This is a genomic window from [Phormidium] sp. LEGE 05292, from assembly GCF_015207735.1.
GTDB lineage: Bacteria > Cyanobacteriota > Cyanobacteriia > Cyanobacteriales > Aerosakkonemataceae > Floridanema.
On the sequence record NZ_JADEWG010000005.1, the window covers coordinates 14877 to 41204 of the forward strand.

23 protein-coding genes are annotated in these 26328 nt (G+C 39.3%); 11 read left to right on the top strand and 12 right to left on the bottom strand.

Going from position 1 to position 26328, the window contains the following annotated elements:
- Positions 1-9: 9 nt before the first annotated feature.
- Positions 10-1962 carry a serine/threonine-protein kinase gene (locus IQ264_RS02820; protein WP_193978387.1) on the bottom strand — a complete coding sequence of 651 codons (1953 nt, stop codon included), beginning with the start codon at positions 1960-1962 and terminating at the stop codon, positions 10-12.
- 89 nt (positions 1963-2051) lie between these two features.
- Here IQ264_RS02820 and IQ264_RS02825 point away from each other — a divergent pair, with 89 nt between their 5' ends.
- Positions 2052-2687, top strand: coding sequence for a hypothetical protein (locus tag IQ264_RS02825; RefSeq protein WP_228061240.1), 636 nt, complete (start codon positions 2052-2054; stop codon positions 2685-2687).
- 267 nt (positions 2688-2954) lie between these two features.
- Here the strand turns inward: IQ264_RS02825 and IQ264_RS02830 are convergent, their stop codons facing one another.
- The 3 genes from IQ264_RS02830 to IQ264_RS02840 form a co-directional block, all read right to left on the bottom strand.
- Positions 2955-3617 (bottom strand): EAL-associated domain-containing protein, encoded by a 663-nt coding sequence (locus IQ264_RS02830; protein WP_193978389.1) that lies wholly within the window; start codon positions 3615-3617, stop codon positions 2955-2957.
- A gap of 282 nt (positions 3618-3899) precedes the next feature.
- A complete protein-coding gene (locus IQ264_RS02835; protein WP_193978391.1) occupies positions 3900-5996 on the bottom strand; it encodes a M3 family metallopeptidase in 2097 nt (698 codons plus the stop codon).
- A gap of 172 nt (positions 5997-6168) precedes the next feature.
- The gene (locus IQ264_RS02840) at positions 6169-6486 is read right to left on the bottom strand and encodes a carbon dioxide-concentrating mechanism protein CcmK (protein ID WP_193978393.1); all 318 of its coding nucleotides are present in this window, start codon (positions 6484-6486) and stop codon (positions 6169-6171) included.
- Between the two features lie 222 nt (positions 6487-6708).
- On the opposite strand from IQ264_RS02840, the gene IQ264_RS02845 reads away from it, so the two are divergent.
- On the top strand, positions 6709-6879 hold the full coding sequence (locus tag IQ264_RS02845) for a DUF29 family protein (RefSeq protein WP_193978395.1): 171 nt from the start codon (positions 6709-6711) through the stop codon (positions 6877-6879).
- Here IQ264_RS02845 and IQ264_RS02850 read toward each other — a convergent pair.
- The 4 genes from IQ264_RS02850 to IQ264_RS02865 form a co-directional block, all read right to left on the bottom strand.
- On the bottom strand, positions 6876-7334 hold the full coding sequence (locus IQ264_RS02850) for a DUF29 domain-containing protein (RefSeq protein WP_193978397.1): 459 nt from the start codon (positions 7332-7334) through the stop codon (positions 6876-6878). The genes IQ264_RS02845 and IQ264_RS02850 overlap by 4 nt on opposite strands.
- Positions 7335-7417: 83 nt before the next feature.
- Entirely contained in the window at positions 7418-8428 is a 1011-nt protein-coding gene (locus tag IQ264_RS02855) for an NAD-dependent epimerase (RefSeq protein WP_193978399.1), read from the bottom strand.
- 9 nt (positions 8429-8437) lie between these two features.
- A complete protein-coding gene (locus IQ264_RS02860) occupies positions 8438-10615 on the bottom strand; it encodes a Tex family protein (RefSeq protein ID WP_193978401.1) in 2178 nt (725 codons plus the stop codon).
- A 103-nt stretch (positions 10616-10718) separates the two neighbouring features.
- The gene (locus IQ264_RS02865) at positions 10719-11459 is read right to left on the bottom strand and encodes a DUF3891 family protein (RefSeq protein WP_193978403.1); all 741 of its coding nucleotides are present in this window, start codon (positions 11457-11459) and stop codon (positions 10719-10721) included.
- A 183-nt stretch (positions 11460-11642) separates the two neighbouring features.
- Here IQ264_RS02865 and IQ264_RS02870 point away from each other — a divergent pair, with 183 nt between their 5' ends.
- Positions 11643-12263 (top strand): hypothetical protein, encoded by a 621-nt coding sequence (locus IQ264_RS02870; protein WP_193978405.1) that lies wholly within the window; start codon positions 11643-11645, stop codon positions 12261-12263.
- A gap of 96 nt (positions 12264-12359) precedes the next feature.
- Here IQ264_RS02870 and IQ264_RS02875 read toward each other — a convergent pair whose 3' ends face one another.
- Positions 12360-12854 carry a DUF4385 domain-containing protein gene (locus IQ264_RS02875; RefSeq protein WP_193978407.1) on the bottom strand — a complete coding sequence of 165 codons (495 nt, stop codon included), beginning with the start codon at positions 12852-12854 and terminating at the stop codon, positions 12360-12362.
- A 164-nt stretch (positions 12855-13018) separates the two neighbouring features.
- Between IQ264_RS02875 and IQ264_RS02880 the strand changes: the two genes are divergently transcribed.
- Both IQ264_RS02880 and IQ264_RS02885 read left to right on the top strand, forming a co-directional pair.
- Complete coding sequence (locus IQ264_RS02880; RefSeq protein ID WP_193978409.1) at positions 13019-13360, top strand: DUF433 domain-containing protein; 342 nt, start codon at positions 13019-13021, stop codon at positions 13358-13360.
- Positions 13329-13664, top strand: a complete 336-nt coding sequence (locus IQ264_RS02885) for a DUF5615 family PIN-like protein (RefSeq protein WP_193978411.1) — start codon at positions 13329-13331, stop codon at positions 13662-13664. Before IQ264_RS02880 ends, IQ264_RS02885 begins: the two co-directional genes overlap by 32 nt.
- Before the next feature lie 18 nt (positions 13665-13682).
- On the opposite strand, the gene IQ264_RS02890 is transcribed toward IQ264_RS02885, so the two are convergent.
- Positions 13683-15128: an alpha/beta hydrolase gene (locus tag IQ264_RS02890; RefSeq protein ID WP_193978413.1), complete on the bottom strand. Its 1446-nt coding sequence runs from the start codon at positions 15126-15128 to the stop codon at positions 13683-13685.
- A 58-nt stretch (positions 15129-15186) separates the two neighbouring features.
- Here IQ264_RS02890 and IQ264_RS02895 point away from each other — a divergent pair, with 58 nt between their 5' ends.
- Complete coding sequence (locus IQ264_RS02895; RefSeq protein WP_193978415.1) at positions 15187-17343, top strand: DNA phosphorothioation-associated putative methyltransferase; 2157 nt, start codon at positions 15187-15189, stop codon at positions 17341-17343.
- 236 nt (positions 17344-17579) lie between these two features.
- On the top strand, positions 17580-19301 hold the full coding sequence (locus IQ264_RS02900) for an adenylate/guanylate cyclase domain-containing protein (RefSeq protein ID WP_193978417.1): 1722 nt from the start codon (positions 17580-17582) through the stop codon (positions 19299-19301).
- Here IQ264_RS02900 and IQ264_RS02905 read toward each other — a convergent pair.
- Positions 19296-19874 carry a hypothetical protein gene (locus tag IQ264_RS02905; protein WP_193978552.1) on the bottom strand — a complete coding sequence of 193 codons (579 nt, stop codon included), beginning with the start codon at positions 19872-19874 and terminating at the stop codon, positions 19296-19298. The genes IQ264_RS02900 and IQ264_RS02905 overlap by 6 nt on opposite strands.
- A gap of 16 nt (positions 19875-19890) precedes the next feature.
- Here IQ264_RS02905 and IQ264_RS02910 point away from each other — a divergent pair, with 16 nt between their 5' ends.
- From IQ264_RS02910 to IQ264_RS02920, 3 genes are all read left to right on the top strand, one after another.
- On the top strand, positions 19891-21537 hold the full coding sequence (locus tag IQ264_RS02910; RefSeq protein ID WP_193978419.1) for an ABC transporter substrate-binding protein: 1647 nt from the start codon (positions 19891-19893) through the stop codon (positions 21535-21537).
- A gap of 239 nt (positions 21538-21776) precedes the next feature.
- On the top strand, positions 21777-22787 hold the full coding sequence (locus IQ264_RS02915) for an ABC transporter permease (protein WP_193978421.1): 1011 nt from the start codon (positions 21777-21779) through the stop codon (positions 22785-22787).
- Between the two features lie 304 nt (positions 22788-23091).
- On the top strand, positions 23092-23925 hold the full coding sequence (locus IQ264_RS02920) for an ABC transporter permease (RefSeq protein ID WP_193978423.1): 834 nt from the start codon (positions 23092-23094) through the stop codon (positions 23923-23925).
- A 56-nt stretch (positions 23926-23981) separates the two neighbouring features.
- On the opposite strand, the gene IQ264_RS02925 is transcribed toward IQ264_RS02920, so the two are convergent.
- A complete protein-coding gene (locus IQ264_RS02925) occupies positions 23982-24296 on the bottom strand; it encodes a hypothetical protein (protein ID WP_193978425.1) in 315 nt (104 codons plus the stop codon).
- 329 nt (positions 24297-24625) lie between these two features.
- On the opposite strand from IQ264_RS02925, the gene IQ264_RS02930 reads away from it, so the two are divergent.
- Entirely contained in the window at positions 24626-26173 is a 1548-nt protein-coding gene (locus IQ264_RS02930; RefSeq protein WP_193978427.1) for an ABC transporter ATP-binding protein, read from the top strand.
- The last annotated feature ends 155 nt before the right edge of the window (positions 26174-26328 follow it).

The following is a 26328-nucleotide window of genomic DNA, read 5'->3' on the forward strand; positions in this document are numbered from 1 at the left end:
CCTGAAATTTTATGGAATTTGCCAAATTTTAATAGTTTTATCCCCACTACCGCTAACTAACAACTTCCCATTAGGACTAAAAGCAACAGCAAAAACAGGGGCGGTATGTCCCTGAAGATTAGCTAATTGCTCTCCAGTCATCAAATTCCATAACTTAATAGTTTTGTCATCACTTCCACTAGCTAAAATTTTACCATTTGGGCTAAAAGCAATAGCATTAATATCAGCAGTATGTCCTCCTGTAAAAGTGCGTAATTCACGTCCTGTATTTACATTCCACAACTTAATAGTTTTATCATCACTACCGCTAGCCACTAATTGTCCATCAGGACTCAAAGCAATAGAATTAATATCCCTTGAATGCCCTTTTAAACTGCGTAGTTCCTTCCCTGTTCGCCAATCCCAAACTTTCACAGTTTTATCCACACTACCACTAACAAGAGTGCGATTATTAGGGCTAAAGGCAACAGAAAGTACAGGAGCAGCATGACCTGTCAAAGTACGAATTAGCTGTCCGGTTTTCAGGTTCCAAATTTTGATAGTATTGTCATAACTACTACTAGCAATATTTTGATTGTCAACACTAATTGCTACTGAATTAATCAGAGCTTTATGACCCGTCAAATTAAGTAATTGTTTCCCATTTTTTAAATTCCAAACCTTAACAGTTCTATCCTTACTACCACTAACTAAAGTTTTTCCATCGGGACTAATAGCAACTGAATAAATTAAATCAGAATGACCCTTAAGGGTGCGGATTTCTTTACCTCCATACAGTTGCCATAACTTAACAGTTTTATCATCACTACCGCTAGCAATTGTTTTGCCGTCGCGACTAACAGCCACAGTATTTACTTCATCAGAATGCCCTGCTAAAGTGCGGGGATTAATAGAATTTTGCCAAAACCAATAACTACCTCCTGCTAATAGTAGGAAAGCAGTTCCACATCCAGCAATTAAAGCTTTAGTTTGGCGATTATTTCTCGGTTTTTCAATGGGTGTGTTGATGATTGATGCTGGTGGCTCAGTCAGTTGAGTGACATCTTGATTATTTTGTTTGATTGAAGTTGGTAAATTCTCAGAATGTAAATCTTGCCAAACTTCATCTGCTGATTGATAACGCTGTTGCAGATTTTTTTGCAACAGTTTATCTAGTACATAACCTAAATTATCATGAATGGGTCTGGGCAAATATTGCTGCCAATTTTTTGTCCATTCATAACCGCTATTCACAAACAAATTATGGGGGCTATTTTGAGTTAATAACCTAAAACAAGTGACACCCAAACTATACAAATCACTGACTGGATATGCTGTACCATCTTGCATTTGTTCGACGGGGGCATAGCCGAGAGTGCCGATGTGAGTACCTGGTTGACTCATGGTAGTTGCTGTTAAATGTTTGGCGATGCCAAAATCAATTAACACTAACTTGCCATCAGTGCGACGACGAATAATATTATCGGGTTTGATATCGCGGTGAATTACTTTTTGTTGATGTACAAATTGCAGGACTGGTAAGATATCAATTAACAATTCCCGGATTTTTTGGTCGCTAAAAGTGCCTTGTTTGCCCAACTCCTGCAACAAGTTATCTCCTTCGACAAATTGTTGCACTAAATATAGAAGTTTATCTTCTTCAAAATAGGCGAAAAGCGTAGGAATTTGGGTATGTTCTCCTAATAATTGCAGTTGCCTTGCTTCTTGCTGAAACAGTTCGGTAGCTTTTTTAATTGCCCAACTACCCTGTGCTTGGGGTAAAAACTGCTTGACAACACAGCGCTCATTGAGTTTATCTAGATCTTCAGCGAGGAAAGTTCTGCCAAACCCTCCGGCACCGAGTAGCTGAATTACACGGTAACGGTTACGCAGGGGCGCGAGTTTTGCCCCACAACTTTGGCAAAACTCAGTCCCGTCAGGGTTTTCAGGCTTATGGCAATCTGGATTAAGACAAGAAATCATACTTTCGACAGACGCACTCTCCTCTGTTAATAGTAAATCTTCTTTCAGGACAGTCGGAGTGATTTTGGAGTGATTACTGAGTATCTGCTATGAATAGCAAGTTAATTAAGAAGGGCAAAAATCTACTACTCACAAGCATCTTAGCTGGTATTTGGTTGGGAAATGGTTCAGCAATGGCACAACAAACTAGACCAGCAAAACAAGTTTCTGATGCACAGGTAAACGCGATGGTGGAGGCTTTGCGAAAAGCTGCGCCCCCAAACCGTGAGAATGACGGGATGTACAGTGATTGGCAAGTTTTACCGGGTACTCTTGCTGGCTGGACTAAGCGATGTGTGGGAAGGCAAATGACTCCTGCTGAGTTTGAGTCCGATTCCGCAGCCGCAAGAAATACTGTGGCTTGTGTTGTCCGACGAGAGTTTGGCAGAGTTTATGCCACTGCTGGCAATGAAAGTACTGCGGCACGCAATTTCGCTTGTTGGTGGATGACTGGGACTGAGAATGGTTGCGCTAGTGGGGTAAATGCGGCTTACGCGCAAAAGGTGCTGGGTTTTTATCAGCAACAGGCGCGGACTAATGCCCCAACGCAGAAACCAGCTGCTTCTGGGAGTAAACCTGCTACTAGACAGACTCCCGCACCTGCGGCGACTCCAACGGCAGAACCTACTACCCAAGGAACTGAGGAACCTGCTACTCCAAAACCAACTTCGATAAATCAACCTTAACAGGAAGGGATTAGGGACTGGGGATTGGGGATTGGGGAAAATTTTGAGTAGGGGCAATTTATGAATTGCCCCTATTTAGTTTTGAGTTAGGGAGAGAGTTTTTAGCTTGGGTTTTTCAATTCTCCTCTTTTCCTTTCTTTTTTCTAGGTTAAGTTTTACTGAGAGCTTTTTTAAATCACTTTCTACTTCATGCTTTTGCGAAATTCATAAAAATTTTCCTGATCTTTTTCCAGGTAAAGAAGCACGGCGGAGTAGTTCATAACACATTTATGATCTTTTTTGTAAGACAATACAAGTCACAGAAATATCTCGGAAAAGCCATAAACTATATCGCAGCGAATCTACCCACCTGAGCGGTTGATAAATAGGTAAGAGTAGTCGAATTATCATGACGAGTAAATATAGTATTGGTTTGATAGAAGTTGATTTAACTAAAGTTCCTCCCTCGACAATTTTACCCTGAATCATTTTTAGATCGGGAAAAAGATTACTCAATTCTTCTATACTGGGTCGGAACATTGTATCTATTGGATCTCGATGGTAGGGATATTGATAGGGAACTGTCACAAATAGATAACCTCCATCTGGGATAATAGAGCTAATAATTTTACAGAGTTCCTCTTTGTTGGTTATATGTTCAAGTAAATTAGAACACAACACAGACTTAATGTTCATTTGCGAAATTTTTTCTAAAAATAGAGGGTTGTATAAATCTCCTACTAGGTCAATTCCTACATCATTTTTTATGTCAGTATGAATTATAGAATATCCCTTTTTTCTGGCTGGCTTAAACAAAAAATCATCTATCCAAGGTTGTTCTTTTTCTCGGAAATATTGGTTTTCACTCCCAATGTTCAACAGCGGAAATACATGATCTGGCGTTATAGAATAAATAATGTTTCCTAGCCAGCTTGCTTCTTCTCGTAACATAATGATTTGATACTACTCTGTTGTACTTGTGGTGGAAAAACCTGGTTTTGGGGACTGGGATGATTGAGGGGGAAGGGGAAAAGGATAAGGGGTAAAGGAAAGATGCTTATACCAATTACCTAAATGTTTGCTACAGATGCAAGGGAAAGGGCGGGTTTTGACTTTAATCTTATTCATGAAAGTATCAAAGATTTTGGTTAAACCCGCCCCTACCCTTATGTATTAATCATTTGTGTAAACGATATTACCCTTCTCCTTCTTTAGCATCTGCTTTCTGCCTTTTTAGCTTTTCAACCCAGTGTGTCTAAGCAATGCTTCGGTGTTGGGTTCTCTGCCTCGGAAGGCTTTAAATACTTCCATTGGATGTTTGCTACCGCCTAATGCGAGGACTGTTTCGCGGAACAGTTGTCCGGTTTCGGTGATGGCGGGTTCGTTTTCTAAACCTGCTTCTTCAAAGGCGGAGAAGGCATCGGCGCTGAGGACTTCTGCCCATTTGTAGCTGTAATATCCAGCGGCGTAACCTCCGGCGAAGATGTGATTGAAGGCGCACAAAAATGCGTCTTCGGGTAGGGGTGGGATGACTGTGGTGGTTTTGGCGAGGCGGTTTCGGACATCGGTGACATTTTCTGCGCCTCCGGGTTGATAGCGATCGTGCAATTCGATATCCAAAAGGCTAAAGTGAATTTGGCGCAATGTGGCGCTACCACTCATGTAGTTGCGTGCGGCTAGGAGTTTTTGGTAGTAATGTTCGGGCAAAGGTTCACTCGTTTCGTAATGTTTTGCCATGTTGAAGAGGGTGTTGCGATCGTAACACCAATTCTCCATAAATTGGCTGGGCAATTCTACAGCATCCCATTCAATATTATTGATGCCAGCTGCTCCGGGATAATCAACTTTGGTGAGCAAATGTTGTAAACCGTGACCAAATTCGTGGAATAAAGTTTCCACTTCCATAAAAGTCATTAAACTGGGTTTACCATCCACTGGCGGAGTTTGATTGCAAACTAAATAAGCCACTGGTAAACGAGTTGTTTCTGTGCCAGCTTCCATAATTTTTGCCCGCACAATACACTCATCCATCCAGGCACCACCGCGTTTTTCTGCGGGGCGACTGTAGGGGTCTAAATAAAAGTAGGCGATGGGCTTTCCTGTCTCATCAGCTACTTGGAAATAACGCACATCTTCATGCCAAACTGGGGCAGTACCATCGGCAGCAGTAATAGTTACGCCAAATAGCCGTTTTGCTAAAGAAAACAACCCATCTAATACTTGTGGCAATGGAAAATAAGGGCGCAATTCTTCAGCGTTGAACGCAAATTTCTCTTCCCGTTGCCGTTCTGACCAAAAACTAATATCCCAGTGTTTCAAATCGTTAGCTTCTGGGGCATTTTTCGAGGCAGCAAAAGCTTTTAATTCTGCCAAATCTTTAACCGCAGCATCGTAACTAGGTAGACGTAATTCTTCCAACAATGCTTCTACAGCATCGACATTAGGAGCCATTTTTTTGGCTAAACTTAACTCAGCATAACTGTTAAAGCCAAGGATACCAGATTGCTCTTTTCGTAGTTCTAAAATGCGTTCAATTAATGGGTAATTGTTTAGTTCGCCACTGGAAGCACGACTAATAAAAGTCCGATAAAGTTGTTCTCGTAAATCGCGCCTGGTGCTATGTTGCATGAAGGGAACATAGCTGGGAAAATCTAAGGTAATGCGCCAAGGGCCATTTTCTGGAGTGGCGTTTTCTGCTCCCTCAGCACGGGCCGCTTGAGCAGCTAAACTAAGTAAACTGGGAGGTAAACCATCAACTTCTTCTTTAGTTGTAAGGGTTAAACTAAAGGCTTTGGTGGCATCCAAAACATGGTTGGAAAATTTGGTTCCCAGTTCGGCTAATTCTAATTCAATGGCGTTGAAACGTTCTTTTTGTTCGCCTTCTAAACCTACCCCAGAAAGTTCAGCATCTTTAATTGCTGATTCAACAATTCGCTGTTGTGCTGGTACTAATTTATCCCAATCTTCGCTTTGGCGCAAAGCTTTAAAGGCTTCGTAGATGGGTTTACTTTGGTTGAGTTTGTTCCAAAATTGCACAACTATTGGTTGGACGTTTTCGTAAGCTTGGCGCAGTTCGGGGCTGTTTTTTACACCCATTAAATGACTAACTACTCCCCAACTCCATCTTAGGGGATCGTTCAAACGGTCTAAGGGTTCAACTAAACCACTCCAAGTGGGTTGGACATTAGCTTCTAATTGGGCGAGTTCTGCTTCTAGTTTAGTTAGTAATTCGGCAAATGCTGGTTCTACTTGTTCGGGCTTAATGGCATCAAAGGGAGGTAATCCTTTGCCAATTAAAAGTGGATTATCGGTAATGGTATTGGCAATCATGGTTTAGTTGTTACTTTGTTACTACAGTCTCTTTTTTTAGGTTAACGTAAATTTAATTTAGCGTTGGCAAAAAATAGGGTAAAATAAAATATTTCATGTTTATAGTTAGTGGTTAGCAGTTAGTAGAAATTTTGACTAAAGGCTAACAACTAACGGTTAAAAACTAATTTTGTCAAGCCCGAAGATAAGCTTCAACTTCCCGACTGTTGTGAATTGGTAGTACAGTCTCGACATTGGCATCAGGGCGAGGAATTACGTGATAAGAAAGTAATAATTCTTCTTCTGTATTGACTGTGGCTACTGCTCTTACCCCTGCTTCCACAGAGGTTGTGACCTCGGCTACATCTCCTCGGACAATGAGTGTATAGCGGGCGCTGCTGACTTTCTCCATACCGACAAGTGTCACACGGGCGGCTTTCACCATCGCATCTGCCACTGCTAAAGCTGGAGGAAGACCCTTGACTTCAACCATACCGACCGCTGCTGGCATCGTAAGACTCCCAAAATAATTAAGGCATACTCGAATTTAATTGTACTTTGAATGATCTACTAAATTAGCAAGTAAATTTCTTGGGCTGTTCAGCGTTTAAATGGGGTATGAGGGGGACAGGGAATAAATGATTTAAATTAACAGCAGCTTATGAGAGTAAGAAGTTTTTATTAACTGTTACCGTTGCTTAGTAAAATTATCGTTAATTTAGTACATTTAATTATGATAGAAATTTTACCGGAAGCTTATGAAAATGGCAAAGATTTAGCGGTTATGGAAACTAATTTGCCTTACAACAATTTTCCTTCTGTTTGTGGTTATATGTGGGAAGATATTTTGAGCGATCGCTTTTATCCTGGTGAACCAAGTATTGAGTTAGAGGAAGAGTTTTAGATAGCTTCTGGTAAAAATTCTGAGTCAAGTATTTCATCAATAGAATAAGGACAATCAACAGGAAAGGTATTGATTGGTAGTTTAGTTTCATTACTCGCAGCTTTTTTTCCCCGATGATAAGACTCAGGTACAACTTCACTTAAATATGGCTGAAGACTAGGACTATCTGTTAACAAGTCTAGGATGCGGTTTCGTTGTTCATCAATTGTATTTTGCCAAGAACTACTTCGCAAATTAGACTGATATTGCCATTTGAGTAAGTGTTGTAATAATACCTCTAAACGGCTTTTTAATTCGCGGCGATCCGACTTTCCCAAGCTTTCTATTTCCTCCACTACTGCTTCCCAATCTACCTGAGAAAATTCTCTGGCATTAATTAATTTTACTGTCTGTTCAGTCCAAGCTACAAAATCGGTTTTATATAAACTGAGTGTGGTTTTTGAGATGGAATTCATTTGCTAATTCTCTGGTAAAAATTCCGAATCAAGTATTTCGCCTGTGGAATGGTGCGTTACTAACGCACCCTACAAATATTAATTTAAACTTTGTAGTAAGAGCGATACCATTTCACAAAGTTATCAATTCCAACTTCGATCGGTGTGCTAGGTTTAAAGCCTACATCATTAGCTAAGTCGTCTACGTCTGCGTAGGTTGCTAACACATCTCCTGGTTGCAAAGGTAGCATATTTTTTTCGGCTTTCATTCCTAAACAATCTTCTAATACTTCAATGAACCGAATTAATTCTACAGGTTGATTGTTGCCAATGTTATAAATTTTGTAAGGTGCTTTACTGGTGCTGGGATCTGGGTGTTCTCCTGACCATTCGGGGTTGGATTCAGGGATTTTATCTAAGGTGCGAACTACCCCTTCGGCAATATCATCAACATAAGTAAAATCTCGCCGCATTTTACCATAGTTAAATACATCGATCGGTTTGCCTGATATAATCGCTTTGGTGAAGGTAAATAATGCCATATCTGGACGACCCCAAGGGCCATAAACGGTGAAAAATCGCAGTCCAGTTGTAGGTAAATTATACAAATGACTGTAAGTGTGAGCCATTAATTCATTAGCTTTTTTTGTAGCAGCATAAAGGCTCAATGGATGGTCTACGTTATCGTGAGAAGAGAATGGCATTTTGGTGTTTGCACCATACACAGAACTGCTGGAAGCAAATACTAAATGTTTGAGATTTTGCTGGCGACAACCTTCTAAGATGTTGATAAATCCGACTAAGTTACTGTTTACATAAGCATGGGGATTTTTTAAGGAGTAACGAACGCCTGCTTGAGCAGCTAAATGTGCCACGCGCTCAAATTGATGCTCGGCAAATAGGTTTTCCATGCCTTCGCGATCGGCTAAATCTAACTTATAAAAAGTAAAGTTTGGTCTGCCTTCTAATTGTGCTAATCTGCCATATTTAAGATTTACATCATAGTAATCATTGATGTTATCTAATCCGATTACTTCATCTCCTCTATCAAGTAATTTTTGAGCAACAAAAAAACCTACAAATCCTGCTGCTCCAGTAACTAATATTTTCGCCATATATTCTCCTTATTTTCTGCCAGCACTGGCTTGATTAACGGCTTTCATTGATAAGCTAATTCGCTTCAATTTTTCATTTACTTCCATAACTTGAACTTTCACAACTTGTCCTACTTTGACTATTTCTTTAGGATCTTTGACAAAGCGATCGGCAAGTTGGGAAATATGCACTAATCCGTCTTGATGCACGCCAATATCTACAAATGCACCAAAGTTAGCAACATTTGTGATAATTCCTTCTAATTCCATACCAACTTTTAAGTCGGAAATTTCTTTGATTCCTTCTTTAAAGGTAGCATATTTAAATTCGGCACGGGGGTCTCTTCCGGGTTTTTCTAATTCGGAAAAGATGTCGCGGAGTGTGGGTAATCCAACTTTATCAGTGACATATTTATTCAGGTTAGTTGTTTTGAGTTTTTCGGCTATTTGGGTGATATTATTGAGGGGTACGCTGAGGTCTTTGGCGATCGCTTCTACCACTCCATAACTTTCTGGATGTACTGCTGTATTATCTAAGGGATTTTCGCCACCACGAATTCTTAAGAAACCTGCTGCTTGTTCAAATGCTTTTGGCCCTAATTTTGGCACTTTTAAGAGTTGGCGACGATTTTTGAATGCGCCATTTTCGTTGCGGTAACTAACAACATTTTTGGCAACTGTTGGTGTCATTCCAGAGACAAAAGTTAGTAGTTCTTTGGATGCTGTATTCAAATCTACGCCAACATAGTTAACACAACTTTCGACAGTTTCATCTAACTTTTTCTTGAGCAATTTTTGGTCAACATCGTGTTGATATTGTCCGACACCGATGGATTTGGGATCGATTTTTACTAGTTCGGCTAAGGGATCTTGTAAACGCCGACCGATGCTAATTGCTCCTCTTACGGTAATATCAAGATCGGGAAATTCAGAAATTGCCACATCGGAAGCGGAGTAAATTGATGCGCCTGATTCATTTACTATAACTTTAATTGGTTTGCGATCGATCTCTTTCAAAACTTCGACAACAAATTCATCTGTTTCACGAGAAGCTGTACCGTTCCCGATCGCAATTAATTCAATGTTGTACTTTTGTATTAAACTTTTTAAGGTGTTAGCTGCTTGGGTGCGTTGTGCGGCACTTTGATGGGGGAAAATTGCTTGATATTCCAAAAATTTGCCAGTTTCGGAGAGGACAGCAACTTTACAACCTGTGCGAAATCCGGGATCGATCGCTAAAGTTGGTTTCATTCCGGCTGGAGAAGATAACAATAACTCTCGCAAATTACCTTCAAAAGTTTGAATCGATTCTAAATCGGCAAAAGCTTTCTTTTCAGTACGAACTTCTGTAATTAAAGAAGTTTTCATTAACCGATTGAAAGCATCTTTGAGCATTTCTTGGTAAAATTGTTTGATTTGAGGAATCTTAGTTTTAATGTTTTGCGATTCCAGGTAAGATAGAACAAAAGAATCGTCAAAAGCTAGGTCTAAATCTAAAATTCCTTCACTCTCACCTCGCAACAATGCCAACATATTGTGAGGCGCAATATTTCTTACCCGAATTTGGTAATTGCGATACATTTCAAACTTGGTGCTTCCTTCGGGATGTTCTTCTTTAATCCGCGAAACAAGCACACCTTCTTCTAAAAAGTATTCGCGCAAATAAGCACGTAATTCTGCTTTTTCGGCAACTTCTTCGGCTAAAATATCCGAAGCACCTTTGAGCGCATCTTCGGCAGTTTTGACTCCCTTTTCTTCGGAAATATATTTAGCGGCTTCTGTTTCTAAAGGTACAGGTTTCGCGTTGCGATCGTTCAAAGATTTAATAAATTCTGCTAAAGGTTCTAAACCTTTTTCTCTAGCAATTGTGGCGCGAGTGCGGCGTTTAGGTTTATAAGGAAGATAAAGGTCTTCTAATTCATTTTTTTGTAAAGTAGATTCGATTTTAGTTTTTAATTCATCAGTAAGTTTACCTTGGGAAGCGATCGCATCTAAAATACTCGCCTTCCGTTCTTCTAATTCTGTCAAATAAGTAAAGCGATCGGAAATGTTGCGGAGTTGAATTTCATCGAGTGCGCCAGTGCGTTCTTTACGATAGCGTGCAATGAAGGGAATTGTCGCACCTTCAGCGAGGAGATCCAGTGCATTTTGCACTTGCGAAGGTGCGATGGAAAGTTCTTGTGCGAGAAGTTGCGGAATGTTCAACATTGAATCTATTCAGCCGTTACCAGTCAGATAACTTTTTGGTCATCCTCTAGGGTAACAAATGTTTGGCAAATTCTCACTTAATTAAGATTATTTACGATTAATCTTAAGACTTGGCAAAAGTCCACTCTAAGGTTTTGATTGGTGCAACTTGCAACGCTTGTGTTAAAGCGTCGTTGTTTTCAAACACTACTTGATTTAAGTAAGTTGCTTCCACATTAACAGTAAAGCTTTCTTCTTCAAAAGGCCAAGGTTTTACATCCACAGTTTGATCTTGTTTTTGAATTACATCATAACGTCGATCGTTGCCATCTTTGCCAATTTCTAAATAGCGTTCACCTGCTGGTAATTGACGATTACAAAGGATGAGGGAAAGACGATCGCACAATTGGAAAAAGGCATAAGTTTCTGCTGCTTCTTCTTTGCTAATTCCTAATTCTTTCCGCCATTGCTTTTGCTGTTGTAATTGTTCGTCAAGAAAGCTATCTATTTCTGATGATTTTCCCCGATTTCCTTCACTTAAAAAGCTAACGTGCATCGAAATTAACATTGCTACCCAACGTCCGCGATAGCGGGAATTGTTAATTAATTTTCGCATTTTTTCTATGTCTTCTCCTTTAGGCACTCCTTTGAGCAGCATAAAGTCTAAAGGTGTGCCAACTTCTGTTAGGTGATTGCCTTCCCATTCTTTTTCTAAATCATCATGATGAGAAATTGCTGCTACTGTTTCTACAATGCGTCTAGGACGATCGCTTTTTCGCCAGTTACCAGCAATTTGTGCCGCCAATAAAGCGTGAGCACGATGATAAATTATTTCCCAACCTTTCTCATGTTGGTTAGCAATCATAGATTTTCTTAGCTCCTTGTTTATTTAGCAAAGCTGCAACTGTAAAATTATAATTGCTGGATTTTTAGGACAACCTCTGTTCCAAGAATGATTTTTTGTTCGCCAAACAAGCAGGAACTTTTATAGTAAATAAAACTCATAACTGCTAGCACATTTTTAGTCAACCTATCTCAGGAAATAGCTATGAATCTGAAACTGCGAATTCTTGCATCATTTAACTGTCTGTTACCAATTGCTACTTTTACTCTAATTACAGCTACAAAGACTGTGGAAGCACAAACAACAGCTTTAGATTGTTTAAAAGAAGCAGCAAACTATTTTGATTCGGCAATTTTTGGTAGCTCAATTACCAAGGAAAAAGCAGCAAACTTAGCGGCAGAATTATGTCGAGAATACCAAACTCCAGAAACTTTAACTTGTGCTAAGGAGGCTCATAAATTTTTTGATGGTGCTTTATTTGGTAATTTCAGTAATGAGGAGAGAAAAGAGCGATCGCTAACGTTAGCAGTAGAATTATGTAAGATAGCGGGAACTAAGCAAAGTGTAACTTGTGCAAAAGAAGCACAAAGCTTTTTGGATAGTACTTTTTTTGGGATTTTGAATAATCAGGAAAAGTCTGAGCGATCGACAACTTTAGCTGTAGACTTATGTAGAATTGGCGGTACAAATGAAGCCGTAACTTGTGTTAAAAAAGCATATCCCGAATTTGATCGAGTTCTATCTGGTTCAGATTTAAGCATGAATGAAAGACGAATGCAAGCTGTAGAAAGAGCAGTTGAATTTTGTCGTCAAGGAGATTGGTAGTAGTAGAAGGCAGAAGGCAGAAGGCAGAAGGCAGAAGTTAAGAAAAACAATGATTTGGTGCTTTTTATGTTCTAACCTTTACTTCGCTTGCTATCATTATTCGTTTTCATACAAGTCTTTATGTTTTTGTAAAAGCTGTAAATATTTATCATTGGTTTTTGCCAATATCCATTTTTCTTTAAATATTGCCGCAGATTCAGCTTTTACTGGATCGACTTCATTGGGGAGGATATTTTTTCTCGCTTCTAATTGAGCTTCTGTAGTACTTTCTTTTTGCGGATTTTTCTGATACTTTCTGCCACTTTTATGATTAGCATATCGGCGAGAGCGAGTGTAACCCATTTGGAGAAACTTTCGCGCCATATCTGCACCAACAAAATCATCTTGTTCCAAATAGTCAAGGAACATTTGGTAGATTTTTTCGCTGGATTCTTTGGCAATTTCTGGAGTTTTGAAGCGCCAATAGGGAAGAATTTCTGATTTATAAGGTTCCACTAAAAGCACTCCTTGTTCGCCTTTACCAACTCGGTAAAGTTCGGGGGAGGAGCGAAAATTGAGGTTTTTAAAATCCAAATTATAATCAAAAGCCATTATTTTCACCTATTCCAAAAGTTGAATTTTTATTTATTTGCGGAGTGCGATCGCTATCATTCCCGTATATCACTAATCAATGATAACCAAATTTGTTAAAAATAGCCAAAAGTGCGATAATTAAATATGTTTGAAAATTACCGATCGTCAGCTACTAAGCAAACATGACTATTCAACCGATAATCTCCGAACATATTGAAATAACTCCTGGTGTTTGTGGCGGTAAACCTCGTATTGCCGGACATCGAATTAAAGTGCAGGATATTGTTATTTGGCACGAACGAATGGGAATGTCTCCCGATGAAATTGTATCGCAATATCCTACAATTACTTTGGCTGATGTGTATGCTGCTTTGGCATATTATCACGATCACCTACAAGAAATTAGACAACAAATAGAAGAAGGTGAAGCCTTTGCTAGAGAGATGGAGGCTAAAACTCCGTCTTTACTTCGACAAAAATTAAGGGATCGAAATGACACAAACGATTCGATTTCACTTGGATGAAAATGTTAATAGTGCGATTGCAGATGGTTTACGAAGGCGTGGTATTAATGTAACAACTTCGCCAGAAGCAGGACTGATCGGCGCTTCTGATGAGGAACAACTAACATTTGCCTTGTCCCAAAGTCGGGTAATTTTTACTCAGGACGATGATTTTCTACGGCTTCATCAAGCTGGAATTGAACATTCTGGCATTACATACTGTAAGCAAAATAGCCGATCAATTGGGGATATTTTGCGCTTTTTAATTTTAATTTGGGAGTGTCTTGAAGCGGAGGAAATGCGCGATCGCGTGGAATTTATTTGAGGAGTACTTTATTAATAACTACCCAGCTAAGGGAAAAGCAGCAGCAAGTGTCCAACCAAAAAATAAAGTGCTTCCTAAAGCATAAGTCCAAGCATCGTTAACTTGAGCCGCAGCAAAAGCAAGAACTCCGAAAACTAGGGGAAAGATTGGCAATAAAAGATAGATAAAGCTGAGTGATGGTACTAGGGAAACTGCTACAATTAAACCTGTAATTAAGAGAATACTTTGGCAAAACCACCAAGCTAATCGTTTACCTGTCCCTACATTTTGTTGTACGATTTCAGATGCTAAAAACCAAGGTAAACAAGCTAAAGAAAGTATAGGCCAAACTAACAAACGTGAAGGAATTAACCACCATTGTAACCAGACTACTTGCGCCATTGCACCAAAAGCAAGCCAAAGTAGTGCAAATAGTCCTAAACCCAAGTATAAATTTTGTATTTTAGGACGGGGAAATTTCCAGATAGTAATTATCCAAATTGTACCTGCTAAAAAGAACCAAACACCCAAAGCGCCGCCTACTGATAAACCGCCTAAACTTTGCAGTTCGATCGCACTATCCAAAGCAGAAAGCAAACCACTCGCCACAAAAGGTGCGACCAACAACCCCGCAAAACTTCTCAACCAAGCGACTTTTTGATGATTATTATTAAAATTGAATTTTGGAGCAATTGCAGCTAATAAAATTAACCATCCTAATAAGTGCAAACCATAAAAAATCATTCTGCGATCGAGATAATTACTATTACTTTGCAACCCAAAAGTTGCATCTAACCATTTAAGCGCTGCTTGGTGACTCTCATCCCGAAACAAAATTGTAATATGTTCGGCATTGGGAACAATAATTAATTCTCGTCCCTTTCCCGTCGCCAAATTTTGATTTTCTCCCCCCGCTGCTTGCAACAATTTCTCTGCATTCGCCACAAAACCCGGTTCCCAACTACCCGCTTGAAGCTGAAGGTTGCGCGGTGTCGCAGGTGTCACCCCTCTACCTGTGGGAGAAACCGCCACCGTCGCCGCAAAATTTTGAGAATCTTTAATTGCAGCAGAAATTACTGCGCTGCTACCCATAGAATGACCCAAGGAAGCTAAACGCGACGCATCTATTTGGGGTTGTTCCAACAAAACAGCAGTCGCAACATCAATATATTCTTGAAGTGAACCAAATTTTAACGGTGTGGCATTAGCACCATGACCACCAAAATCCCACAATAATACACCATATCCGGCGTGCGCTAATGTGTGCGCGTAACCTAACATTAACTGTTTAGAACCTGCGAAACCATGCGCCACCAAAACACCAGGAATTTTGTCTTGGTTTTTCGGCGCAACGTATAGCATGGGTACGTTATCACGGGAAAAAGAACGCACTAGTAGTCCATTTTGTGCAGTCGCTACACCCCACCAAGAAAAGGCAATCAATAATAGAGCAATTGTTAGTAAAAATATACGTTTGCGATTCATCCAAATTTCCCTAGTAGAGTTATTCTTATTCAAAAAGATAGCTGATTGAGGCAAAGCAATGACTAGTTTTAGTATCAGCGATGAACTGCTGTTTCGCCTGGAAGAACCGGGTGCGATCGAAACTTGTTGTCTGCAAAGTGCGATCGGTAAAAAATTACCCAATGCTCTCTACGTACACATTTCGGCAATTGAAAAACTCGACCCTTTATTGCGTCTTCATTACGATCGTTTCCTCTTGATAGTAGGCACACAAATTGACCAAGCAAACATAGTTAAATTTCACACAAACGAATCAAAAATATCTTTCCTATATTATCCTGAATTTGACACAGATCCCCATCCCGCTTTACACACTAGTATCCAAGTTGACTTAAAAGATAACAGCATTAACTATCGCAATTATTTTACTGCTGATAATCCGCCAATTCTCCACCGCAAAGAAACTTTTGTTACAGCAGAATATCCTAATTACGCAGAATTTGCCGAATTGACTCGCCAAGAACAAATATTAGGACTTCTTGACAAAACCAATTTTATTGGCACGCTCAAAGGTTGGCAGCAATGTTTAGACGAAAAAGGTGTAGAAATTCGCAACCATCGCCTTTTTATTATTACAGAATACGGCGAAGAATTAGAATTTTCTGATTTGAATTTTTCTAAAAATTTTAATCATCCATCCCCAGTTACCTTTCCCCCCCAAATTCAACGCCACCGAGCCGCAATGATGCGCCGAGATATTTCTCGTCCGGTACGTTTAGCTTTAGAAGCAAACATATTTAATCAAGATACCACCTTTTTTGATTATGGTTGCGGTTATGGCGGTGATGTTAAACGCATTGCCGAAAATGGTTTTATCAGCAATGGATGGGACCCGTATTACTTTCCAGATAATCCGATAATTCCCGCCGATATCGTCAATATTGGCTATGTAATTAATGTCATTGAATGTCAAAAGGAACGGCGAGAAGCTTTACTCAAAGCTTGGGAATTAACTAAACAAGTTTTAGTTGTTTCTGCACAGGTGTTAATTGATGATGAAAGGCGCGGTCAAGTTGCATATAGCGATGGATTTATTACTCGCAAAAATACGTTTCAGAAGTATTACCAACAAGAAGAATTAAAAGTTTATATTGACCAAGTTTTAGAAGTAGATTCTATTCCCATTGCTTTAGGAATTTACTTTGTTTTCCGCGATCCAACTCAAGCAGAAGCTTTTCGTGCTTCCCGTTGTCGATCGCGCCTCTCCACACCCAGAGTTAAATACATAGATAAACGCTTTGAAGACTATCAAGAATTACTTCAACCTTTAATGGCATTTGTCACCGAAAGAGGTCGTCTTCCCTTACCAGGAGAATTCCCCCAAGAAACCGAATTAAAAGCTGAATTCGGCAGAATTAGTCGTGCTTTTCAAGTAATTTTACAAGCTACCGATCGACAGGAGTGGGATATGATTACCGAAAAACGTTACTCAGATTTACTACTTTATCTAGCACTACAGAATTTTAATGAACCTCATAAATTAAAAGATATCCCTCCAGTTATTCAAAGGGATATCAAAGGACTTTTTGGTAGTTATAGAAAAGCCAAAGAAACCGCAGAAGGAATGTTATTTAGTATAGGAAATTTAAGCATTATAGCTAAATGCTGTGAAGCTAGTAACATCGGTAGTAAACGCGCTCATGCTCTGTATGTTCATGTTTCCGCTTTGCCAGAAATCGACTATCGTTTGAGAATTTACGAAGGCTGCGCTAGCAGAACTCTTGGTCGCATGGATGGCGCAACTTTAATCAAATTTCATACCAAAATACCCAAAATTTCCTATTTATTTTATCCCAATTTTGATACAGATCCCCATCCAGCTTTACACACTAGTATGCACATTGATTTAAGAGATTTGCACGTTAGTTATCGTGATTATGCTGATTCAAATGATCCTCCACTTTGGCATCGAAAAGAAACAGTTTTAACTCCTGATTATCCTGATTATGAAAAGTTTGTCAAACTCAGCCAACAAGAAGAAAATTGGGGATTATTTGATGATTTAAATAGTATTAGAACGCTTAAAAGTTGGCAACGTTGTTTAGAAGAACATTGTGCTGAAATTCGCAATTATCGATTGTATTGGCAGAAAGATGCTGACCCTTATCGGTTAAAGTTGGCGCAAGCAGCTAAAGAGGCGCGTTATCGAAAAACCAGGGGAAAAGATAAAGTATAAAATCACATTTGGTTAAAATTTTACATACAGAGCAATGTATTGTGCTAGAACATGGTGTAAGAAAGCTACCAGGAAATAAAATTTTTACAGTTAGCCCAAATAGCGAGATAATAGAGATATGCTTTTTGGGGCATCTTACTTATTTAAGACTCATCAATTTACACAGCAAAATTTTTCAATCTGATTCAATTATTTGGTTTACTGAATTTCATTGCCTCAAAAATTCATAGTTAATTATGAAATTAAAAACTAAAACTCTGTTAACAGTTGCTCTCACACTAGCTGGATTAATTAGTGTATTATACACTGTTTCATCAACTATTTTACTAGGAAGCCTTGCTCAAGCAGAAAAGGAAAGTAGCCATCAGACAGTGGAAGGAGTTTTAAACATCTTCACTCAAAATCAGGAAAACTTCAGTTCTCGCTATGATGATTGGTCTGCTTGGGATGATACTTACACTTTTATCAATGATGGCAATAAGCGTTACATAGAATCCAATCTTGTCCCAGCACAATTAGCCAACTTAAAAGTAAATTTAGTGTTATTTATTAATAAGTCAGGGCAGCAAATATTTGGCACAACTTTTAATATTTCAGAGCGAAAACTGCAACCAGTTCCCCAAGACTTCAATCAACATTTAACTCCAAATAGCTTATTAGTTAAGCATCAAAATAGCAATAGCCAATTAAATGGCATCCTTATTGTCAATCAGATGCCAATGCTAATTACCTCTAAGCCAATTTTAACCAGTGAAGGTCTAGGCCCGATCCGAGGAACTCTCATATTTGGTCGTTATTTAGATCAAGACAATATCAAAAAATTGTCACAAATATCACGGCTACCTTTGACAATTCAGAATTACAATGACCCACAAATGGCAAGTGATTTCCAAACAGCACGTTCTTTTTTGTCTCAGGAAAAGTCGATTTGGGTGCAGCCACTCAACCAAGAAACTATGGGTGGATATGCACTATTAAAGGATATCTATGGTCAACCAGCACTACTGTTGCGGGTAGATATTCCCCGCACAACTTATCAACAAGCGAAAACTAGTCAGCTTTATTTAATTATTTCTTTAGTGATAGTAGGAATAGTTTTTACTGGTGTAACGTTATTACTTTTAGAAAGATTGGTTCTCCGTCGCTTAATCAACCTGAGTCGGGAAGTAAAAAATATTGGTACAACAGGAGATTTATCCCGACGTATTTCAGTTGTGGGAAAAGATGAGTTATCTAGTTTATCTGAGTCAATTAATTGGATGTTGCTAACTTTGGAAAATTTATTAAAAGATTTGCGTTCAGAACGGGAAAAATCTGAACGCTTGTTACTGAATATATTACCTTCTCCGATCGCCGATCGCTTGAAACAAGAAGAAAGTAATATTGCTGATTCTTTTGGCGAAGTTACGGTTTTATTTGCTGATATTGTCGGCTTTACTAAACTTTCCGCACGGATCAGTCCCCAGGAATTAGTTGATTTACTCAACCACATATTTTCGATGTTTGACAAATTAGCTGAAATTCATCAACTAGAGAAGATAAAAACAATTGGAGATGCCTATATGGTAGCAGCCGGAATTCCCCACCATCGAGTAGATCATGCAGAAGCGATCGCAGATATGGCGCTTGATATGTTGCAAGCACTAAAGCAGTTTAATAAAGAAACCAATCAAGATTTCAATATCAGAATTGGGGTGAATACTGGGCCAGTAATAGCTGGAGTAATTGGCACCAAAAAATTTATTTATGACCTTTGGGGAGACACAGTTAATATTGCTAGTCGCATGGAATCTCAGGGGATTCCAGGTTATGTTCAAGTTACAGAAAATACCTACGATATTTTAAAAGAAAAGTATTTGTTTCGAGAACGTGGTTTAATACATATTAAAGGTAAGGGAGATATGCTAACTTACCTACTTATGGGAAAAAAATTAGTTGAATTGATGAAAATATCATAATAAAGCCTTTTTATTTAAAATAATCCAATGCTCAATTCCCTTTTTTGTGGGTTGTCCTGATGCGGTAAAAGTCCAAATTTCTCTTTTATTTTGCGGGCCGTAACTAATATGAATGGGGCGTTCTGAACCATAAAAATAAAGTGAATCAAAGGGCAATTTTTGTGCTAAAATCCAGTCGATAACGCGATCGCTCTCTTCCCCCCAAATCAAAAAATCGCAAGCAGCACCCAACCTCTGACAATAATACTTCCCATTTTTATTAATTTCATGAGCTATATGCTGGTCAATTTCCGGCGCAACTCGACCGTTTTTTAAACCTGTTTCTGGGTCTTTTTTGGCTAAATATTTTTTCAAATCTTTTGAGCAAAAACCGTAAGTAAGACGAAACTTTTCTACTCCAAAATAATCTATAATTGGCTCTAAAATAAACTGTGTTAAAGCATCTATCGCAGGTAATGTTTCTGCTAAGTTTTCGGGAAAAGGATTGATTTTATCGGCGTATTTCTGATAAGTTTGTGTACAAGTACAAAACTCTTCGAGAGTGAGGTATTTTCCTAGTTTAACTTCTTTCATATCTTTAGAAATTAACATGATCGATTATAAAAGACGACGGTTATTTTTTTTAGGGGCGGTTTGTGCGATCGCACTCCTCCTAAACAACTGTAAAAGTGCGCCGAATAGCGATCGAACTACCACCACCACTTCCCCAACAAATCAACAAGTATTAGTTTACGGTTCGGGAGGTTCGCCAGTAAACCTAGAACCGGGAAATATTACTGATGGTAATTCGCTAATTGTGCAACAACAAATTTACGATCGCCTCTTAGAATTTAAACCAGGTACTACCGATTTGCAACCGAGTTTAGCTACATCTTGGTCTGTTTCTGCTGATGGGAAAACATGGACTTTTAAACTGCGTCCGGGAGTTAAATTTCACGATGGTACAAATTTTGATGCCCAAGCAGTAAAGTTTAATGTGGAACGTTGGTGGGATGCCAAAAATCCCAACGGTTATCGCAATGCTGGCAAAAGTTATGAGATTTGGCAGCAAATATTTGGCGGTTTTAAAGGAGATCCGAATTCCTTATTACAAAACTTTGTTGTAGTTGATAAATCTACAGTTCAATTTGTTTTAAAACAACCTTTTGCAGCTTTTCCTGCTGCCATTGGATCGGGATTTTTTGGCATAGCTAGTCCCACAGCAATTAAAAAAGCTGGTGCTAATTATGGTACTCCAAATGCGTTAGCGGTAGGAACTGGGCCCTTTATATTTAAAGAATGGCGAACAGGCGATCGCGTTACCTTGGCAAAAAATCCTAATTACTGGCAAAAAGGTTTACCCAAAACCAATCAATTAGTAATTCGTTTTGTCAACGATCCCGCAGCAAGATTAGCGCAACTTCGCGCCGGACAAATTGATTTTACCGTCGATCTTGCGCCCGATCAAATTAAAGAAATTCAAAGCGATCCTAATTTAGTTGCTGTTCCCCGTCCCTCTTTTAATGTTGGCTATTTGGCGCTGAATACCAGTTATAAACCTTTAGCAGATGTGAGGGTGAGACAGGCGATCGACCTTGCCATCAACAAACAACAAATTGTTCAAGCATTTTGGGGAGACTTAGGCGAAACATCTCCCCATTTTATCCCATCCATATTAAGTTGGGCGCAATCAAAAAACCTGACCAAAACCGCACCTAACCCGCAAAAAGCCAAAGAATTACTAACACAAGCTGGCTATCCAAACGGATTTGATTTAGAACTTTGGTATATGCCAGTTTCCCGTCCTTATTTTCCCACACCAAAACCAATTGCTGAAGCTTTCGCTGCCGATTTAAGTGCGATCGGCATTCGAGTTAAACTTAACACCAAAGATTGGGCTGCTTACATTGCCGATCGCAAAAAATCCCCAGGCTTTCAAGCATTTATGTTAGGTTGGACAGCTGATTATGGCGATCCCGATAGTTTTTATTACCCCCATTTTGGCCCTGGTGGAACTGTAGATATAGGAAATTGGAAAAACGACCAAGTTATCCAACTTTTAAACCAAGGTCGGGCGACAGGAAATCAAGCAGCAAGAGGGAAAATTTATGCTCAAATCGATGAAATTTTACATCAAGAAGCAGTCCGTTTACCAATAGTACATTCCCAACCATTATTAACAAAAAGAAAGAATATTGAAGGTTGGATTCCTAGTCCTTTAGGTAGCGAAAATTTTACCAGAATTGAAAAGAAGTGATAATTAAAAATTACCAAAGCTAGGAATGGGCAGGTTTTAACTTTTACATTATTCATAGTGATTTCCATCTTTTGGCTAAACCTGCCCCTACCAATTTGGATCGATTATTTGTGTAAACAATAGAACAAAAAATGTTATTGTAGGGGCGGGTTTAGCAAATAATACTTGGAACTCACAAAAAATATCTCAACAAAACCCGCCCTCTACCATGCAATAGCGATCGAGACTGAATATAAACCATGTTTAAATATATTTTAAAACGGTTACTTAATCTGCTTCCAGTTCTTATCGGAATCACTCTTTTAGTATTCACATTGCTGCATTTAATTCCCGGAGATCCAGCAGTGGTATTATTAGGAGAAATAGCGACACCAGAACAGATAGAATCCCTAAGACAGCAATTAGGATTAAATCAACCATTGCCAATTCAATATTTTCACTTTTTGTTCAATGTAATTCGCTTCGATTTTGGCAAAAGTATTATTAGTGGTATTCCGATTATTGATGAAATTACAACCCGTTGGCCTGCGACATTTGAATTATCAGTAGCAGCAATGTTAATCGCCTTAATTTTAGGAATTCCCGCCGGAATTTTTGCTGCTGTTCGGAAAAATAGCTGGTTAGATAACCTATTAATGAGTAGTTCTTTAATAGGAGTATCTTTGCCTGTTTATTGGTTAGGATTATTGCTAATTTATCTATTCGCCGTCAACTTACAATGGCTACCTCCTAGCGGCAGAATTAGTGTTGACGTAGGGTTTAACTTTAAACCAATCACAGGTTTTTTTGTTCTAGATTCCCTTCTCAAACTAGATATCAAAACCTCACAAGATGTCCTATCTCATTTAATTTTACCAGCCATAACATTAGGAACCATTCCGTTAGCAATCATCGCCAGAATTACTAGAAGCGCCATGTTAGAAGTGCTATCGCAAGATTATATCCGCACTGCGAGAGCAAAGGGAGTTCCTGAATATTTCGTTATCTTAAAACACGGCTTAAAAAATGCTTTTCTACCAATTAATACCACTATTGGGTTACAATTTGGTACTTTACTTGGTGGGGCAATTCTTACAGAAACAATTTTCTCATGGCCTGGGATTGGTTCTTGGATTTATGAGGGAATTTTAGCGCGAGATTATCCAGTTGTTCAAGGAGGAGTAATTTTTGTGTCAGTAACTTTTGTGTTGATTAACTTGTTAGTAGATTTATCATATACTTTTTTAGATCCCCGAATTCAGTATAAGTAATAAAGTTCGTTGTAGGCGCTTTAGCGCGATTCCCACTCTCAGTGGGAACAACGGACGGAAGGTTCGTTGTAGGCGCTTCAGCGCGATTCCCACTCAAGTGGGAACAACGGACGGAAGGTTTGTTGTAGGCGCTTCAGCGCGATTCCCACTCAAGTGGGAACAACGGACGGAAGGTTTGTTGTAGGCGCTTCAGCGCGATTCCCACTCTCAGTGGGAACAACGGACGGAAGGTTTGTTGTAGGCGCTTCAGCGCGATTCCCACTCAAGTGGGAACAACGGACGATTTGTATCATATCTTCTTATTATGCAAAAATTTTGGGAACGTTTTCTACAATCTACTTCCGGTAAAATTGGTTTAATTTTAATCATTTCGATCGTATTATTTGCCGTTTTAGCGCCAATTATTCATCCTTACGATCCGGCTACAGACCGGAATTTTGCAGCACGTTTAAAACCTCCTAGTGCTGAACATTGGTTTGGAACTGATGGATTAGGAAGAGATATTTTAGTATTAGTTTGGTATGGAATGCGAACTTCGCTTACTGTTGGGTTAATTTCAGTAGGAATAGGGTTAATAATTGGGTTACTTTTAGGATTAATTGCGGGTTATTTTCGGGGGAAAGCTGATACTTTGATTATTTGGGTAACAGATATACTTTTGGCTTTTCCTTCTATATTATTAGCGATCGCGATCGTCACCGTCACAGGCCCAAGTTTACCCAGCGTCATGTTAGCAGTAGGAATCGTCCAAATCCCCATTTATATTCGCTTAACTCGTAGCATGGTACTCTCATTAAGAGAACAAGAATTTATCCAAGCAGTAAAAGCATTAGGCGCATCTCCAAATCGGATTATTTTTAATCACATTTTACCCAGTACACTTTCACCTTTAATCGTTCAAGCAACACTATCAATTGGTACAGCAACCTTAGAAGCAGCGGGATTAGGATTTTTAGGATTAGGCGCACAACCACCAACACCAGAATTAGGCACAATGTTAGCCGATGCCTTCAAAGGAGGCTACTCTTTAACCTATCCTTGGACAACAATTTTTCCCGGTTTATTTATTACTTTAACCGTCCTCGCTTTTAACCTTTTAGGAGACGGTTTACGCGATAGCCTCGATCCCCGATCTTAAAAAACTCCTTCTTCTCTTTCTTCGCGTCCTTTGCGTTCTTTGCGGTTCAAAAAAAACTAATCCAAGTCAAACTGACCAACCGTAACCGCACAAAACGCAAACGCCAAAACAATCGGAATCGGACATTTCATCACGCCACTAGCAATTGTCGCACTAATTGTTACTACCACAGCAGCGATCGCCCAAATTCTTTCTTGCGGACTCAAACCTTTTTTATCTTTAATTACTCTTAATTCTTGGCTAGGAATTGGTTCCGGCATTACTGCGCCGGGAGGAAAAGCCCAATAAGTATTTTTGCCGTCAACAACCAAATCTGTCCAACCGTTATCTTCGCACCATTGGTTAACCCATTCATCGGCAAAATGCTTCATTTCAATTCCTCCTAATCCGGCAATAGAGTTAAGTTATTTAGCGATCGCTAACAGCACTCGACCATTAGCGAACTAAAATCAGAAATGTTAACTTCCTTTAAGTAGTTGGAAAACTGTTACAACGCTGTCTACCAACGTTGTGTTCTGAACAGGTTAGCAAAAGCTCGACTTATCTAAAAGTAAAAGTTACCAAATTTAATGAACGGATTACCGAACCTGAAGAAAAAATGAGAACCACAACGATTCAGGTAAAGAAAAGTTACCGTCGAACAGACTAAAATTTATAGACCATGAAATACTGATTACTTCTACGTAATTGAGGTATACCCATGACTGCCACTACTTCCAATTTAATGATAGAAGTCACGAAGCCACCGAAATTAGAAGTAATTAGCATGACCAAGCGGTTTGGTAACATGACTGCATTAGATAATGTTTCAATTACTCTTAAACCGGGGACATTCCATGCTTTATTGGGAGAAAATGGCGCAGGTAAAAGTACTTTAGTCAAGTGCATTATGGGCTTTTACACTGCTGATAGTGGGCAGGTATTAATTAATCAACAACCACATAAAATTACCAATCCTCGTGATGCCCATAAATATGGCATCGGCATGGTATATCAGCATTTCACCTCCATTGCAGCAATGACTGTGGCAGAAAATTTGGTACTTTCTTCTGTAGAAGGCTCAAATCTTATTAATTGGGAAGCAGAATACGATCGCCTAACCTTATTCATGGCTTCAGCACCTTTTCATCTTGACCTACGCACACCCATTTACCAATTAGCCGCCGGACAGAAACAGAAATTAGAAATACTTAAACAGCTATATCTCAAAAGTAAGATTTTAATTTTAGATGAACCAACTTCAGTCTTAACTCCCCAAGAGGCAGATGAAATTTTAGGCTTATTACGCCAAGAAGTAATAGCGGAAAAATTAAGCGTATTGATGATTAGTCACAAATTCCGCGAAGTCACCGCTTTTGCTGACGAAGTAACAGTATTACGCAAAGGAAAATTTGCAGGTTGCGGGACAGTAAAAAATCTCTCCGTTTCCGATATGGCTGAGATGATGATGGGCGAAAAACGCGAATCTCAACCAATTAAAAAACAAGCGACTGTTGCCAAAGTTCCGGTATTAGAAGTTATAAATTTGCATACTAATAAAGATAATGGATTAGAAGCTATTTGCGGAGTAAATCTCGTAGTTCATGCTGGGGAAATTGTCGGAATTGCAGGGGTTTCTGGTAACGGACAAAAAGAATTAGTCGAAGTATTATCGGGTCAACGTCCGGCAACTGCGGGTGAGATTTTAGTGAACGGGAAAAAGTACAAAGCTACTCGCGCCGAAATGTACAAACATCAAATTTTCTCCTTGCCAGAAGAACCGTTAAAAAATGCCTGCGTGCCTAACATGAGTGTGGCAGAAAATTTGGCGCTACGGACTTTCGATCGCCCTCCCCAAGCTGTAGGCGGTTGGGTGTTAATTAACAAAATCATTCGTCAATTTGCCCAAGGTTTAATTAAACAATTTTCCATCAAAACACCCTCACCAGATACCCCAGTAGTTAACCTCTCTGGTGGCAATGTCCAACGCACAGTTTTAGCTAGAGAACTATCATCAGAAAAAGTCCAATTATTGATTGTCGCTAATCCCTGTTTTGGCTTAGATTTTGGCGCAGTAAGTTTCATTCACGACCAAATTGTAGCTGCCAGAAATCGCGGCGTAGCTGTTTTATTAGTCAGCGAAGATTTAGACGAAATCCTCAAAATTGCCGATCGCGTCCTCGTGCTCAGCGAAGGTAAATTTTTCTACGAAAGTGCGATCGCCGATGCTAACGTCTTAGAAATTGGTCAACGCATGGCAGGACACTGAAGAAAGGCAGAAGGCAGAAGGCAGAAGGCAGAAGGCAGAAGAAAGGCAGAAGGCAGAAGGGGGAAAGGTTTGAATTTTGAGTTTTAAATTATTCTCCCCCAACCCTTGTACCTTCTGCCTTTCTTCTGCCTTTACCCTTTTCTTCTTTCTTACCT